Below are 13085 nucleotides of genomic sequence, written 5' to 3' on the forward strand. Positions count from 1 at the left end.
TCACACGTGCTCCCGGGCCGTGTGCTCCCGGTACGTCCGCCAGCCGCCGTGGTGCGTGATGTCCTCCGCGCCCTCGACGGCGACGGCCTCGACCGTGAACCCGGTGACCTCCGTGCCGTCGTCGAGCGTCACGGTGCCGATCGCCATCGGTGCGGGCAGCGCGGCGACGAAGGTCCCGAAGCCCGCCGCGGGGAGCCGCCAGACCTCGCCGACGATACCGGCGCCGTCCGGCGCCGCCGCTCCGGAGGAGGGGGCGACCGAGCGCGTCCGGACCAGTCCGGGCTTGGGCGGCACCGTGTCGAGGGCGTACAGCCGGTAGTCGGAGGCGGTGCGCGCCTCCCGGACGAACGTCCCGCCCGCGGCGACGAGCTGCCCGTTCAGCGGCTGGTCCCGCAGGTGCGCGCCGACGACGATGACGTCGACCGTCGGTGCGGCGAAGGCCGCACCGAGTGCCGCGAGGCGGCGGTCGCTGAACGCGGGGCCGGTCAGCATGACGCCGAACGGCAGCCCGTCCACGAAGCCGGCCGGGACCGCGAGCGACGCCATGTCGAGCAGGTTCGCGAAGTTCGTGTACCTCCCCATCCGGCTGTTCGCGCCGACCGGGTCCGCGGCGACCTCGGCGAGGGTCGGGTGCCAGGTCGTGGTGGGGGTGAGCAGCGCGGTGGTGCCGTCGAGGGCGGCTCGACCGGCGGCACCGAACGCGTCGAGTCGCTCCTGGTCGGCGAAGAGTTCTGCGGCGGTGGGGGTCGCGCCGCCGAGCACGATCCTGGCGACCGTCGGGTCGAGGTCGTCGCCGATCCGGTCGCGGTTCGCCTCGATGTGGGCGCCGACCGCGGCGTACCGCTCGGCCACGAACGCGCCCTCGTAGAGCAGCGCAGCGGCGTCGAGCAGCGGTGCGATGTCGACCTCGACGACCTCGTGCCCGAGGGCACGGAACCGGTCGACCGCCCGGCCGAACGCGTCCGCCCAGCCGGGTGCGAGCCCCTCGAGCTGCGACGGCAGCGGGACGGCGATCCGCGGCACGGCGGGGAGGACGACGAGCGAGCCGTTCACGAGCGCTGCGTCCGGTCGGGCGAGCGGGTCGATGCCGTCCGGGCCGGCCATCAGCTCGGTGGCGGTCCGGGCGAGGTCGAGCGACCGGGCGAAGACGGTGACGCAGTCCTGCGACCGGCAGGCCGGGACGACGCCGGTGTTCGGGACGAGACCCTTCGTGGGCTTCACGCCGACGAGGTGGTTCAGGGCAGCCGGCACCCGGCCGGAGCCCGCGGTGTCGGTACCGAGCGCGAAGTCGACGATGCCGAGGGCGACGGCGGTCGCGCTGCCGCTCGAGGAGCCTCCGGAGATCCGGGTGGGGTCCCAGGCGTTCCGGACGGCACCGAAGGGTGAGCGGGTGCCGACCAGCCCGGTGGCGAACTGGTCGAGGTTCGTCTTGCCGACGACGACCGCGCCCGCGGCCCGGAGACGAGCGACCGCGGTGGCGTCGGCCGTCGGCGTGTACGCGTAGGAGCGGGACGCGGCCGTGGTCGGGAGTCCGGCGACGTCGATGTTGTCCTTGACCGCGACGAGCATCCCGGCGAGCGGCAGGGCCGGGTCCACGGCCGACGCCTCGGCCACGACGGCGGCGCGGTCGCGCAGGGTGATCCAGACCTCGGGACGGTCGACGGCGTCGATCCGGTCGAAGGCTGCGTGCACGCGGTCCGCCGCGGTGCTGCCCCCGCTCACGCCGGTGCTCCGATCGCTGCCAGGACCTGCCCCGGGGCGACCTGGTCGCCCGGCTTGATGTAGACCTCCAACACGTGTCCTTCCACGGGTGCGTGCACCATCGACTCCATCTTCATCGCCTCCACGGCCAGCAGCCGCTGGCCCTCGTCCACACGGTCGCCCGGTCGGACGTCCACCTGCCACACGGTCGAGGTGAACGGTGCGGTCACCGCCGTGGCACCGGCGGGCAGGACCACCTCGTCCGGCAGCACCACGGCGGGTTCGTCGCGGACGTCGAACTCACCCGAGGCCCGCCACCGTTCCTTCTCCTCGTCGAAGGCCCGGGCCTGCTGGGCGCGGAAGTCCGCGATCGAGGTGGCGTTCTCGCCGAGGAACCGCTTGTAGGACGCGATCGAGAACTCGCCGTCCACGGTCTCGAAGTCCCCGCGGCCGGCGTCGGTCTCGGCGCGCAGCTCGAGCAGCTCCTCCGCCCCGACCGGGTACCACTCGATGCGGTCGAAGAAGCGCAGTGCCCACGGGTCCTCCTGGAACAGGCCGCCGCGGCGGAACCGGTTCCAGATCTGCACGGTGCGGCCGACGAACTGGTAGCCGCCGGGCCCCTCCATGCCGTAGATGCAGAGGTAGGCGCCGCCGATGCCGACGGAGTTCTCCGCCGTCCAGGTGCGGGCGGGGTTGTACTTCGTCGTGACGAGCCGGTGCCGGGGGTCGAGCGGCGTGGCGACCGGCGCACCGAGGTACACGTCGCCCAGACCGAGCACGAGGTAGCTCGCGTCGAAGACCGTGCGGAACACGTCGTCCACGCTGTCGAGCCCGTTGATCCGACGGATGAACTCGATGTTCCACGGCGTCCACGGGGCGTCGTTCCGCACGCCGGCCATGTACCGCTCGATCGCGAGCCGGGTGGCCGGGTCGTCCCACGACAGCGGCAGCTTGACGGTGCGCGACGGCACGACGAGCTGGTCCGTCGGCGGGATCTCGTCCTCGAGCTCGCGCAGGAGGCCCGCCATCGTGCTCGCCTTCAGCACGCTCGCGTCGGTGTGCACCTGCAGTGAGCGGATGCCGGGCGTGATGTCGAGGATGCCCCGTGGCGCCTCCTCCTGCAGCTTCGTCATGAGGGCGTGCACGCGCATCCGCAGCGCGATGTCGAGGGTCATGTCGCCGTACTCGACGAGGACGTTGTCGTCGCCGTCGCGTCGGTACGCGACACCCGGTCGGGCGTCGGTCGCGTCCAGGCGCGCGATCACCCCGTCGTCGCCGTCGCCGCCGGTGCGGGGGACGGTCCGGGAGGCGCGGTTCGCCTCGAGCGCTGCGGCGTCGGCTTCGCGGACGGGCACGAACCGGACCGTGTCGCCCGGTCGGAGCTGGCCCAGCTTCCACAGGTCGCCGCTGGCGACCACCGCGGGGCAGACGAAGCCGCCGAGGGAGGGGCCGTCCGGTCCGAGGATGATCGGGGTGTCGCCGGTGAAGTCGATCGCCCCGACCGCGTACGGGGTGTCGTGGATGTTCGACGGGTGCAGGCCCGCCTCGCCGCCGTCGGTCCGTGCCCAGCCCGGTCGGGGGCCGATGAGCCGGACGCCGGTGCGTGCGGAGTTGTGGTGCACGGCGTAGTCGGTGGCGTAGAAGACGTCGAGGTCGGCGCGCGTGAAGAAGTCCGGCGCCGCGTGCGGTCCCTCGGTGACGGCGATCTCCCACGCGTCGGTGAGCGCGGTGCGTCGCTCGGCCGGGGTCGGGCCGCCGACCAGGCCGAGCCGGGTGCCGACCGGGAAGGCCGGGTGCGGGGCGTCCGAGTCCGGGGACCCGGGACGGAGCACGTCGCCGGCGAGCAAGGCCCGGCCGGCGTGGCCGCCGAACCCGCCGAGCGTGAACGTCGCAGCGGAACCGAGGTAGGTCGGGACGTCGAAGCCGCCGCGGACGGCCAGGTAGCTGCGGAGTCCTGGGCCGGGAGCGGCCCCGATCGCGAGCGTCTGTCCGGCACCGACCTCGACCGGTTCCCAGAGCGGCACCGTCTCCCCGTCCAGGGTCACCGGCACCGGGGCGCCCGTGAGGGCCACGACGGCCGGGGTGGAGAACCGCAGCATCGGACCGGTCGCGGTGATCTCCAGGGCGGGGGCGCCGTCCGGGTTGCCCACCGCACGGTTGGCCTCGGCGAAGGAGGCGCCGTCGAACGGACCGCTCGGCGGCACACCCACCTGCCAGTACCCGACCCGACCGGGCAGGTCCTGGATCATCGTCATCGTGCCGGGCACGACGACGTCGATCCGGGGGTCCGGGTCGTCGGTCTCGTCGAGCGTCGACGTGGAGTGCGTGGCGGTGCGGAGCTCGAGGTCGTCGGTCAGGGAACGGAGCAGCCCGGCGTTCGTGACGATGCCGTCGACACGGGTGTCGGCGAGGGCGTCCCGGAGCAGGTCGAGGGCGTCGTCACGGGTCTCCCCGGTGGCGATGACCTTCGCGAGCATCGGGTCGTAGAACGCGGAGACCTCGGAGCCGGTCTCGACCCAGCCGTCGACGCGGACGCCGTCGCGCTCGGGGAACACCGCCTGGGTGACGAGGCCGCTCGACGGGAGCGATCCCTTGGCCGGGTCCTCGGCGTAGACGCGGGCCTCGACGGCGTGGCCGTTCGGGGTCCAGGCGCGGGTGAACACCTCAGGGTCGATGCCGGCCGCGCCGTCGCGGGCCAGGCGGAGCATGAGCTCGACGAGGTCGACGCCGAAGACCTCCTCGGTCACCGGGTGCTCCACCTGGAGCCGGGTGTTCACCTCGAGGAACGACGCTTCCTCGCGGACCGGGTCGTAGACGAACTCGACCGTGCCGGCGCTGCGGTACCCGACGCTCTCGGCGAGCCGACGGGCGGACGCGTGCAGCGCCTCCCGGACCTGCCGGGGGAGCGCCGGGGCCGGAGCCTCCTCGATGACCTTCTGGTTGCGGCGCTGGAGTGAGCAGTCGCGGTCGCCGATCACGGCGACGCGGCCCTCGCCGTCGCCGAAGAGCTGGACCTCGACGTGCCGCGCCGGCCGGACCAACCGTTCGAGGAAGATGCCGGCGGACCCGAACGCGGCGGAAGCGGTGCGCTCGACGCTCGCGTACGCCTGTCGGACCTCGTCGAGGGTCGCGCACGCCTGCATGCCGATCCCGCCGCCACCGCCGGTGGCCTTGAGCATGACCGGCAGGCCGATGCGATCCGCCTCGGCGACGGCCTCGTCGACGTCCGCGAGGAGACCGGTGCCCGCGAGCATCGGCACGCCGGCGGCCGCGGCGAGCTCGCGCGCGGTGTGCTTCGCGCCGAACTGCACGATCTGCTCGGCCGTCGGGCCGACGAATCGGATCCCGGCGGCCTCGCACGCCGCGGCGAACGCGGTGTTCTCGGACAGGAACCCGTACCCGGGGTGCACGAGGCCGGCGCCGGAGTCGATCGCCGCGCGCACCACGGCGTCGATGTCGAGGTAGGACTCGCGGGCCGGTGCCGGGCCGAGCCGGACGGCGACGTCGGCCTCGCGGACGTGCGGGGCGGCGCGGTCGGCGTCCGAGTACACGGCGACGGTGCGCATCCCGAGCGCCTTCGCGGAGCGGATCACGCGGCGGGCGATCTCACCGCGGTTGGCGACGAGGACGGTGTCGGTGGAGAGCGCGGCGTTCACGGCTGGACCACGATCATCCGGAGGGGCGTGCAGGAGAAGTCGTTGCAGGGGTTGTTCATCTGCGGGCAGTTGGAGACGATCACGAGGACGTCCCGCTCGGCCCGGATCGCGACGCGCTTGCCGGGGGCGCTCATGCCGTCGACGATGCCGAGCGCGCCGTCCTCCTCGACGGGGACGTTCATGAACCAGTTGAGGTTCGACACGATGTCCCGAGCCCCCAGTCCGTGTCGGCCGGCCTCGGCGAGGAAGTTCTCGCGGCAGCCGTGCTGGTACTGCGTGTGGTGGCCGTAGCGGAGGGTGTTCGACTCCTTCGAGCACGCACCGCCGATGGTGTCCTGCCGGTCGATCTCGTTCGCGACGACCGTCATCAGGGGACGGCCCTCGTTCGACATGAGGACGGTGCCGGTGCGGACGTACGCGTTGCCCTGTGCCGCCAGGGTGTCCGGCACGCTGTAGCGCTCGTCGGGGTCGTGCGCGTCGTACACCAGGCAGTCGGCGCTCTGGTTGCCGCCGACGTCGACGATCGTGAGCACCTCGCCGGCGCGGACGACGGCGGACCACGGCGCGAGCGGCGCGACACGGTCGTCGCGGACGACGGTCCCGGGGACGAGGGACTCGCTCCAGTCGAGCGGGACGTCGGGGTCGTGGACGGCGCCCACCGGCACGGTCGTGGTCAGGGTTCCGGTCATCACAGGCCTCGCGCTTCCGCGTAGTCGATCGAGTTCAGGTGCGCCCGGTACAGCTCCGGGGTCGCGGTCGCCCGCGGGTCGGTGTGGGTGGTCGGCGTGCCGCGCCAGGCGTGCACGCGCAGGGGGCCGACCGTGTACTCGGGGCGGGGGTCGACCGGGTGGGCGACGTTCGCCACGAGGACGAGGAGGGGCAGCTCGGCGACCAGCGTGACGTGGTGCCCGGGCCCGGCACTGCCCGTCGGCGTCAGCGAGCCGTCGGCCTCGACGTGGACGCCCTGGAAGAACGAGATGCTCGGGGGCAGGTCCCGCTTCGACAGGCCGTGCTTCGCCGCGGCCTTCGCGAGGAGCGACCGCCCACTCGGCGTCGGTCCCTCGGGTGCCGCTCCGCCGTACTTGCGCTCGTTCCACGCGTCGGTGGAGGTGCCGCAGAAGGCGTCGTGGTGGCCGGAGGTGTCCTCGACCACGGTCGCCAGTGCCCGGCCGTCGCCGCTGAGCAGGGGCGCGCCCTGGCCGAGGTACGCCTGCCACGGGATCTTCTGGGTGTCGGCCACGTTCAGGCGCTCCCACGGCTCCAGGGCGTTGAACACCAGCAGGTTCGCGCACGCGTCGCCGGTCGGGTCGTCGAACCGGAGACGGGACCCGCGGGCGAGCACCTTGTGGGTGTACCCGCCCGGGGCGACCGTCTCGGCCCAGACGAGGTCGGCCGGGTCCACGTCCTCTGGTGCGAACGGGGACGACGAGGCGGGGAGGTACGGCATCCAGTCGGACGTCGTGCCGCCCTGGGCGCGGGCGTCCGAGCGTGAGGCGGTCACGCTGTCGGTCTGGTGCAGGTCACGCACGGTGGTTCCTTCCGGTGGTGCGGGCGGTGCGGGTGCTGGTGTGCGGGAGCGGGCCGGTCCTGGCCGGCCCGCCCCTCGCTCAGGCGTCGACGGGGGTGGGGGCGGTGTGCGGCACCTCGGCCAACGTGATCGGCCCGTGCGCGCTGTGTCGCCACGACGACCACGCCCAGCCGACGAGCAGCACGGCGCCGATGAACAGCAGCGCGCTGTACTGCAGCCACCACGAGTCGCCGGTGAGGTCGTAGATCTCCGAGCGGGGCCAGATCAGGTTGACCGCCATGCCGATCTGGAACGCGACGGCGAGGGCGTTCAGCGGGATCCCCCACCGACCGAGCGTGAAGAGCGGCGCCCCGGCCTCGTCGACGCCGCCGGGCAGCCCGGTGCGCCGGAGCCGGATGCGCTGGACGAGCAGCGGGCCCGTGACCCCGAGGTACGCCAGGTAGAGCATCGCGATGCAGAGGCTCGAGAGGGCGGTGAAGATCGCGGACTGGCCGATGTTGACGGCGAGGGCGAGTCCTGCGCCGACGCCGACGACGACCGAGGCCGCGATCGGGGTGCCCGTGCGGGGCGAGACGCGGGCGAGCGTGCGGTGGAAGGGCAGCGCCTTCTCGCGGGCCATCGAGTAGACCATGCGGGCACCGGCCGTCTGCACCGCGAGCGTGCAGGCGAACACCGCGACCGCGACCGTGCAGAGGAGGAGCCGGCCGAAGACGTCGCCGAGGGTGGACGTGATCACCCAGGCGAGCCCCTGCGTCGCCAGCTTGCCGTCGGTCAGGCTCGGTGCGGCGATGAGCGCGCCGATGATGAGCAGCCCACCGCCGAGTCCGGACACGGTGAGCGCGCGGACGATCGTCTTCGGTGTCGTCCGCCGCGGGTTGTGCGTCTCCTCGGCGAGCTCGCCCGCCGAGTCGAAGCCGACCATCACGTAGGCGGCCATGAGCGACGAGGCGAGGAACGCCCACACGTACGGCTCGGTACTCGTCGACCCCTCGGTCGAGAACACCACCGCGGGGCTCCGGTGCGGCAGGAGGAACAGGGCCGCGATCAGGACGACGACGCCGACGATCTCCACGAGCACGCCGAAGCTCGTCACGCGGGCCATGAACCGGACGCTCACGATGTTGACGACCGTGGTCACGGTGAGCATCACGAGCCCGAGGACCACCGCGTTGGCCGCACCGGTCGCCGAGGCGACGGACGGATCGGCGCCGGGACCGCCGACGACCTGGAAGCCGTCCCAGATCGCCGGCAGGACCGCCTGGACGGCGATCGCCGCGACGGCGACGGTGAGGACCTGGCCGATGATCATCGTCCAGCCGGTGAACCAGCCGAACCGGGGACCGGCGAGCCGGCTCGACCACTGGAAGATCGCGCCGGAGATCGGCCAGCGGGCGGCGAGCTGGGCGAAGTTCAGCGCGACGAGCAGCTGGCCACCGAACACCAGCGGCCAGGCCCAGAAGAAGGCGGCGCCGCCGAGACCGAACCCGAGCCCGAAGAGCTGGAAGACCGTGGTGAGGATGGAGACGAACGAGAAGCCGGCGGCGAAGGAGGAGAACGAGCCGACTCCGCGGTGGAGCTCCTGCTCGTAGCCGAGCCGGGCGAGGCCCTGGGCGTCGGCACTGGACGTGGCGCGGGGCGTGTGGAGCGGTGCTTCGGGAGAGCGCATGGCTGCAGGCCTTTCGCGGAGTACCTGTCGGGTGACAGGTAGTGCGACCAGTGTCGTGCCGGGCTGTGTCGTCGCCGTTGCCCGGCTGTTTCGGGCACGTGTCGGAAGTCGCCCGCGTGTAAACGTTCGGGGTCGTCGGGTGCGATCGGCGGCACCCATGGACAAGAGGGATCCAAACCGATGTAGATTGGATCCGTCAAGTCCGCCACGGTGAAAGGCACGTCGTGATCCAGACCGTCCTCGGTCCCGTCGAGTCGTCCGGGACGGGCCCGGTGTCGATGCACGAGCACCTGCTCACCGACGCGAGCGCGCTGCAGCGGCCGGGCGTCGAGCAGCTCGAACCGAGCCTCGCCGTCACGGCGGACCTCGCCGCGGCCCTGCGGTGGAGTCAGCTGGCGCTGGCCGACAACCTGCGCCTCGACGACATCGACCTGCTCGCCGACGAACTGCGGATCGCGGGTGCCGGCGGGCTGGGGCTCGCGGTCGACCTCAGCTCGCTCGGCTTCGGGCCGGACCATGCCCGGCTACCCGAACTCGCGCTGGCGAGCGGCGTCGACGTCGTCGCGGGCTACGGCGCCTACCTGCCGCGCCTGGTGCCTGACTGGTTCACCGAACTCGACACCGACGGGCGACAGGGGCTGTTCGAGCGCGCGCTCACCGACGCCGTCCCGGGAACCCACTACCGCGCCGGCATCCTCGGACTGATGGGTACCACGTCGGCGTTCGCCACCGCCGAGGGCACCGAGGAACGCCGGAGCCTGACGGCAGCGGCCCGGGCCGCCGTGACCACCGGCGCAGCCGTCGTCGTCCGGCTGGCGGCCGACGCCCGGAACGGGCTCGAGGTGCTCGCGCACGTGGTCGCCGAGGGTGTCGACCCGAGCCGCGTCGTCTTCTCGACGGTCGACGAGTTCCTCGACCTGCCGTACCTGCGGGACCTCGGGCAGGCCGGCGCCGTCCTCGAGCTCTGCTTCGGCAACGAGGGATCGCACGTCGGCCGGATCCGGAACGCCAGCGACCCCCAGCGCCTGGACGCCTTCCTGGCCCTGCGCGGATCGGCGCCGGAGACCCGGTGGGTGTTCGGGCACGCGACCTGGACCAAGGGGCAGCTCCGCCGTCACGGAGGACACGGCCTCGACCACCTCACCGCCCGCGTCGTCCCGGGGCTCCGCGCGCTCGGGGTGCCGGACGACGTCCTCACCCGCATCACGGTGGACGAGCCAGCCCGGTTGCTCGACTGCCCCTGAACCCACCACCGTTAGGACCCACCATGCGAGACACGCTCGCTCCCCTGGCCCCGCTCGAGCCGTTCCTCGTCGACGGGACCTGGACCACACCGGACGGCGCCGAGCTGCTCGACGTCCTCGACCCGGCGACGGAGGCCCTGCTCACCCGGGTGCCGCAGGCCGGCCCCGTCGAGATCGACGCCGCCGTCGCCGCCGCCCGCCGTGCGCACGAGGACCGTCGGTGGAGCGGCATGAGCCCGCACGACCGCAGCCGGATCCTGGGTCGCGTCGCGGACCTCATCGAGGAGCGGCTCGAGGAGCTCGCCGTGCTCGAGACCCGCGACAACGGCAAGCCGATCGAGCGGTCCCGTGCGGACACCGCGACCTCGGCCCGGGTCTTCCGCTACTACGCGGGTGCGCCGTCGCGCCTGACCGGCACCGTCGTCCCGGTCGACGGCGGGCAGCACCACGTCTACACGACCCTCGAGCCCGTCGGCGTCGCGGCGCTCATCCTGCCCTGGAACTTCCCGATCATGACCGGGGCGTTCAAGCTCGCACCCGCGCTCGCCGCCGGGTGCACGGTCGTCGTGAAGCCCGCCGAGCAGACGCCGCTCACCATGCTCCGCGTCGCGGCGATCTGCGAGGAAGCCGGTGTCCCATCCGGTGTCGTCAACGTCCTGACCGGTGACGGCCGCGTCGGCGCGGCGCTCACCGCGCACCCGGGCGTCGACAAGGTCTCGTTCACCGGCAGCACCGAGGTCGGTCGCAAGGTGATGACCGCGGCGAGCGCGGACTTCAAGCGGCTGACGCTCGAGCTCGGCGGCAAGAGCCCGAACATCGTCTTCGAGGACGCCGACCTCGACGCGGTCGTCGTCACCGCGATGCGTGCGTCGTTCGGTCACTCCGGCCAGATGTGCACCGCCGGCAGCCGGCTGCTCGTCCAGCGATCGGTGCTCGACGCGGTCACCGAGCGTCTCGTCGCCGCCGTCCGGAAGGTCCCGGTCGGCGACGGCCTCGACGGCGGGATCACCGTCGGACCGCTCGTGTCCGAGGAACAGCGGCAGCAGGTCCTCGGGTACATCGAGCAGGGCAAGGCCGAGGGCGCGACGGTCGCGGTCGGCGGCGGCGTCCCCGAGCGCCCCGGGTACTACGTCGAACCGACGCTCTTCACCGGTGTCTCGAACACGATGACCATCGCGCGCGAGGAGATCTTCGGGCCCGTCGTCGGGGTCATCCCGTTCGACGAGGAGGACGAGGCGATCGCCATCGCGAACGACCAGACGTACGGACTCGCGGCCGGCGTCTGGACCCGCGACCTCGCCCGGGCACACCGGATGGGCCAGCGCCTGCACGCCGGGACCGTGTGGGTGAACACCTACAACCTGTTCGACCCGGCGCTGTCCTTCGGCGGCGTCGGGGAGTCGGGTCTCGGCCGGGACCTCGGCGAGGAGGCGCTGCGGGCGTTCTGCGAGTCGAAGAGCGTCGTCATCGCGCTCTGAGCCCACGCCCGGGGTCGCGACCCGGGCCGCGGCCACCGTCGTGCCGGCCGAGCGCGGGCACGGCGGTGAGCTGCAACAGGGCGAGCACCACCAGGGCCCAGCCGGAACCCACGGCGGACACCAGGACCCCGCCCGCGAGCGACCCCAGGGCGTAGCCGGCGCTCGTGACGGCCGAGAACACGCCCACGCCGGTCGCACGGCTCCGGTCGTCGAGTGCGCGGGTGGCCAGGATCGTGAGCGTCGGGAACAACGGTGAGTAGCCGGCGCCGACCAGCACGGCCCCGGCGGTGGCCGTCGGGAAGTCGCGCGCGAGGGCGAGGACGACGAGTCCGGCGGCGAGGACGACCAGGGCGCCCCTCGCCGTGCGGACGGGTCCGATCCGGTCCGGCAGGCCACCGAGGAGCAGTCGCACGCCGACGACGCTCGCCGCGAAGACGGTGAAGACGTTCGCGGCGCCGGTCAGCCCCTGCGCGCCGACGCCCTGTCCAACGAGGTGCTGGATGAGGAACGCGATCATGAAGCCCTCGGCGGCCCACGCGACGAGTCCGGCAGCGCCGGGGCGCACCACCGCGCGCAGCACCGGTGCGAGGCCGGTCCCCGTCGGCCGGGTCGAGCTGCGGTGCGCCAGCGCGGGGACCGGCGCCGACCCGCCGCGGGCGAGCAGCGCCACGGCGAGCCCGCCGAGCTGTGCGCCGATCGCGACGATCCACACGGTGCGGTGCCCTGCGGACTGGTACAGGTTCTCGCCGATGACCGGCCCCAGCGCGAGGCCGATCCAGACCGCGAGCCCGAACAGGCCGAGTGCGCGGCTCCGCTGCGTCACGGGGATCTCGGCGACGACCCATGCGGTCAGGGCCGTGGCGGTCGCGGCGTTGCCCGCACCGAACACGACGCGACTGACCGCGAGCGCCGGGAGGCTCAGTGCGACGAGCACGACCCCGAGTCCGACCGCCGCCAGCAGCCCGGCGACGAGCAGCACACGACGTGCTCCGAGCCGGTCGCTCAGGACGCCGGCCACGGGCATGGCCCCGATCGCGACGAAGCCCGCGAGCGAGACGAGGAGTCCGCCGAGTGCCGGGTCGGCGCCGAGCTGGTCCGTCGCCAGGCGGGGGACGACCGGGGTGCTCGCGCCGTTCACGACGTACCCGGCGGTCGAGGCCAGGACGAGGAGCCAGAAGGCCGTTCCCCGGACGCCGGTCTCGGCGAGTGGTCTCACGCCCCGGCTCGGCGCGGGCGGCACTCCAGGCTGAGCCAGAGCTCGAAGCAGGCGCTCCGCGACAAGGCTGTCGCGCCGATGGACGCCCGGCCCATCCGACCGACGACCGGCCCGAACACGTCGAAGAGCAGGTCGCTCGCCGCGTTCGACACCTGGTTCAGCTGTTCGAAGCCGGGCGGGCAGAGGACGAAGCACAGCCCTCGGGAGAGTGCGGCGACCTCGTCCAACGAACCGAGTGCGTACCGGATCATGCCGAGGGCGTTCACCGCCGTGTACCGGGCGGCCTCCTGCGCCTGCTCGAGCGTGATGTCGACGCTCACGGCGCCCGGGTGCAGCATCGCGCCGTCCCGCGACTCCGGCGTCATGCCGCTCAGTTCCAGCAGGTCACCGGTGCGGTGGAACGCGCGGAGCGAACTGCCGTAGCGGCCACCGTAGGGCGGGTTCGCGTAGTCCGGGATGACGAGTCCGAGTTCCTGGGCGCGGGCTTCAGCGGAGTGCTCCATGCGGCAACAGTATCCGGCGGTGGCGCGAATGGATACAACCTGTTTATGATGGGATCCATTCAGCGTCCGGGGGTGACGCGCACGAGGGAGGAC

9 protein-coding genes are annotated in these 13085 nt (G+C 73.0%); 2 read left to right on the forward strand and 7 right to left on the reverse strand.

All coding sequences use genetic code 11. The features are described from left to right. From atzF to BM028_RS16495, 5 genes are all read right to left on the reverse strand, one after another. Positions 1–1722, reverse strand: coding sequence for an allophanate hydrolase (gene atzF / locus BM028_RS16475; protein WP_092387945.1), 1722 nt, complete (start codon positions 1720–1722; stop codon positions 1–3). Next, on the reverse strand, positions 1719–5357 hold the full coding sequence (gene uca, locus BM028_RS16480) for an urea carboxylase (protein ID WP_092387948.1): 3639 nt from the start codon (positions 5355–5357) through the stop codon (positions 1719–1721). The genes atzF and uca overlap by 4 nt, the downstream gene beginning before the upstream one ends. After that, a complete protein-coding gene (locus BM028_RS16485) occupies positions 5354–6046 on the reverse strand; it encodes an urea amidolyase associated protein UAAP2 (RefSeq protein WP_092387951.1) in 693 nt (230 codons plus the stop codon). The genes uca and BM028_RS16485 overlap by 4 nt, the downstream gene beginning before the upstream one ends. Beyond that, positions 6046–6885, reverse strand: coding sequence for an urea amidolyase associated protein UAAP1 (locus tag BM028_RS16490; RefSeq protein WP_092387955.1), 840 nt, complete (start codon positions 6883–6885; stop codon positions 6046–6048). The genes BM028_RS16485 and BM028_RS16490 overlap by 1 nt, the downstream gene beginning before the upstream one ends. A gap of 79 nt (positions 6886–6964) precedes the next feature. Then, positions 6965–8551 (reverse strand): APC family permease, encoded by a 1587-nt coding sequence (locus BM028_RS16495; RefSeq protein WP_217647265.1) that lies wholly within the window; start codon positions 8549–8551, stop codon positions 6965–6967. 224 nt (positions 8552–8775) lie between these two features. Between BM028_RS16495 and BM028_RS16500 the strand changes: the two genes are divergently transcribed. Both BM028_RS16500 and BM028_RS16505 read left to right on the forward strand, forming a co-directional pair. Then, the gene (locus BM028_RS16500) at positions 8776–9795 is read left to right on the forward strand and encodes a phosphotriesterase family protein (protein ID WP_092387958.1); all 1020 of its coding nucleotides are present in this window, start codon (positions 8776–8778) and stop codon (positions 9793–9795) included. A 23-nt stretch (positions 9796–9818) separates the two neighbouring features. Next, complete coding sequence (locus BM028_RS16505) at positions 9819–11273, forward strand: aldehyde dehydrogenase family protein (RefSeq protein WP_092387961.1); 1455 nt, start codon at positions 9819–9821, stop codon at positions 11271–11273. Here the strand turns inward: BM028_RS16505 and BM028_RS16510 are convergent. After that, positions 11260–12489 (reverse strand): MFS transporter, encoded by a 1230-nt coding sequence (locus BM028_RS16510; protein WP_175496108.1) that lies wholly within the window; start codon positions 12487–12489, stop codon positions 11260–11262. The genes BM028_RS16505 and BM028_RS16510 overlap by 14 nt on opposite strands. Next, a complete protein-coding gene (locus tag BM028_RS16515) occupies positions 12486–12992 on the reverse strand; it encodes a RidA family protein (RefSeq protein ID WP_175496109.1) in 507 nt (168 codons plus the stop codon). The genes BM028_RS16510 and BM028_RS16515 overlap by 4 nt, the downstream gene beginning before the upstream one ends. Between the last annotated feature and the right edge of the window lie 93 nt (positions 12993–13085).

The organism is Curtobacterium sp. YR515 (assembly GCF_900113095.1).
In the GTDB taxonomy this organism is placed as follows: domain Bacteria; phylum Actinomycetota; class Actinomycetes; order Actinomycetales; family Microbacteriaceae; genus Curtobacterium.

Bases quoted from the DNA above. Each gene is read 5' to 3' on its own strand.
- BM028_RS16485 (WP_092387951.1), bottom strand. From the start codon at position 6,046: ATGACCGGAACCCTGACCACGACCGTGCCGGTGGGCGCCGTCCACGAC.
- BM028_RS16505 (WP_092387961.1), top strand. From the start codon at position 9,819: ATGCGAGACACGCTCGCTCCCCTGGCCCCGCTCGAGCCGTTCCTCGTC.
- BM028_RS16515 (WP_175496109.1), bottom strand. From the start codon at position 12,992: ATGGAGCACTCCGCTGAAGCCCGCGCCCAGGAACTCGGACTCGTCATC.
- BM028_RS16495 (WP_217647265.1), bottom strand. From the start codon at position 8,551: ATGCGCTCTCCCGAAGCACCGCTCCACACGCCCCGCGCCACGTCCAGT.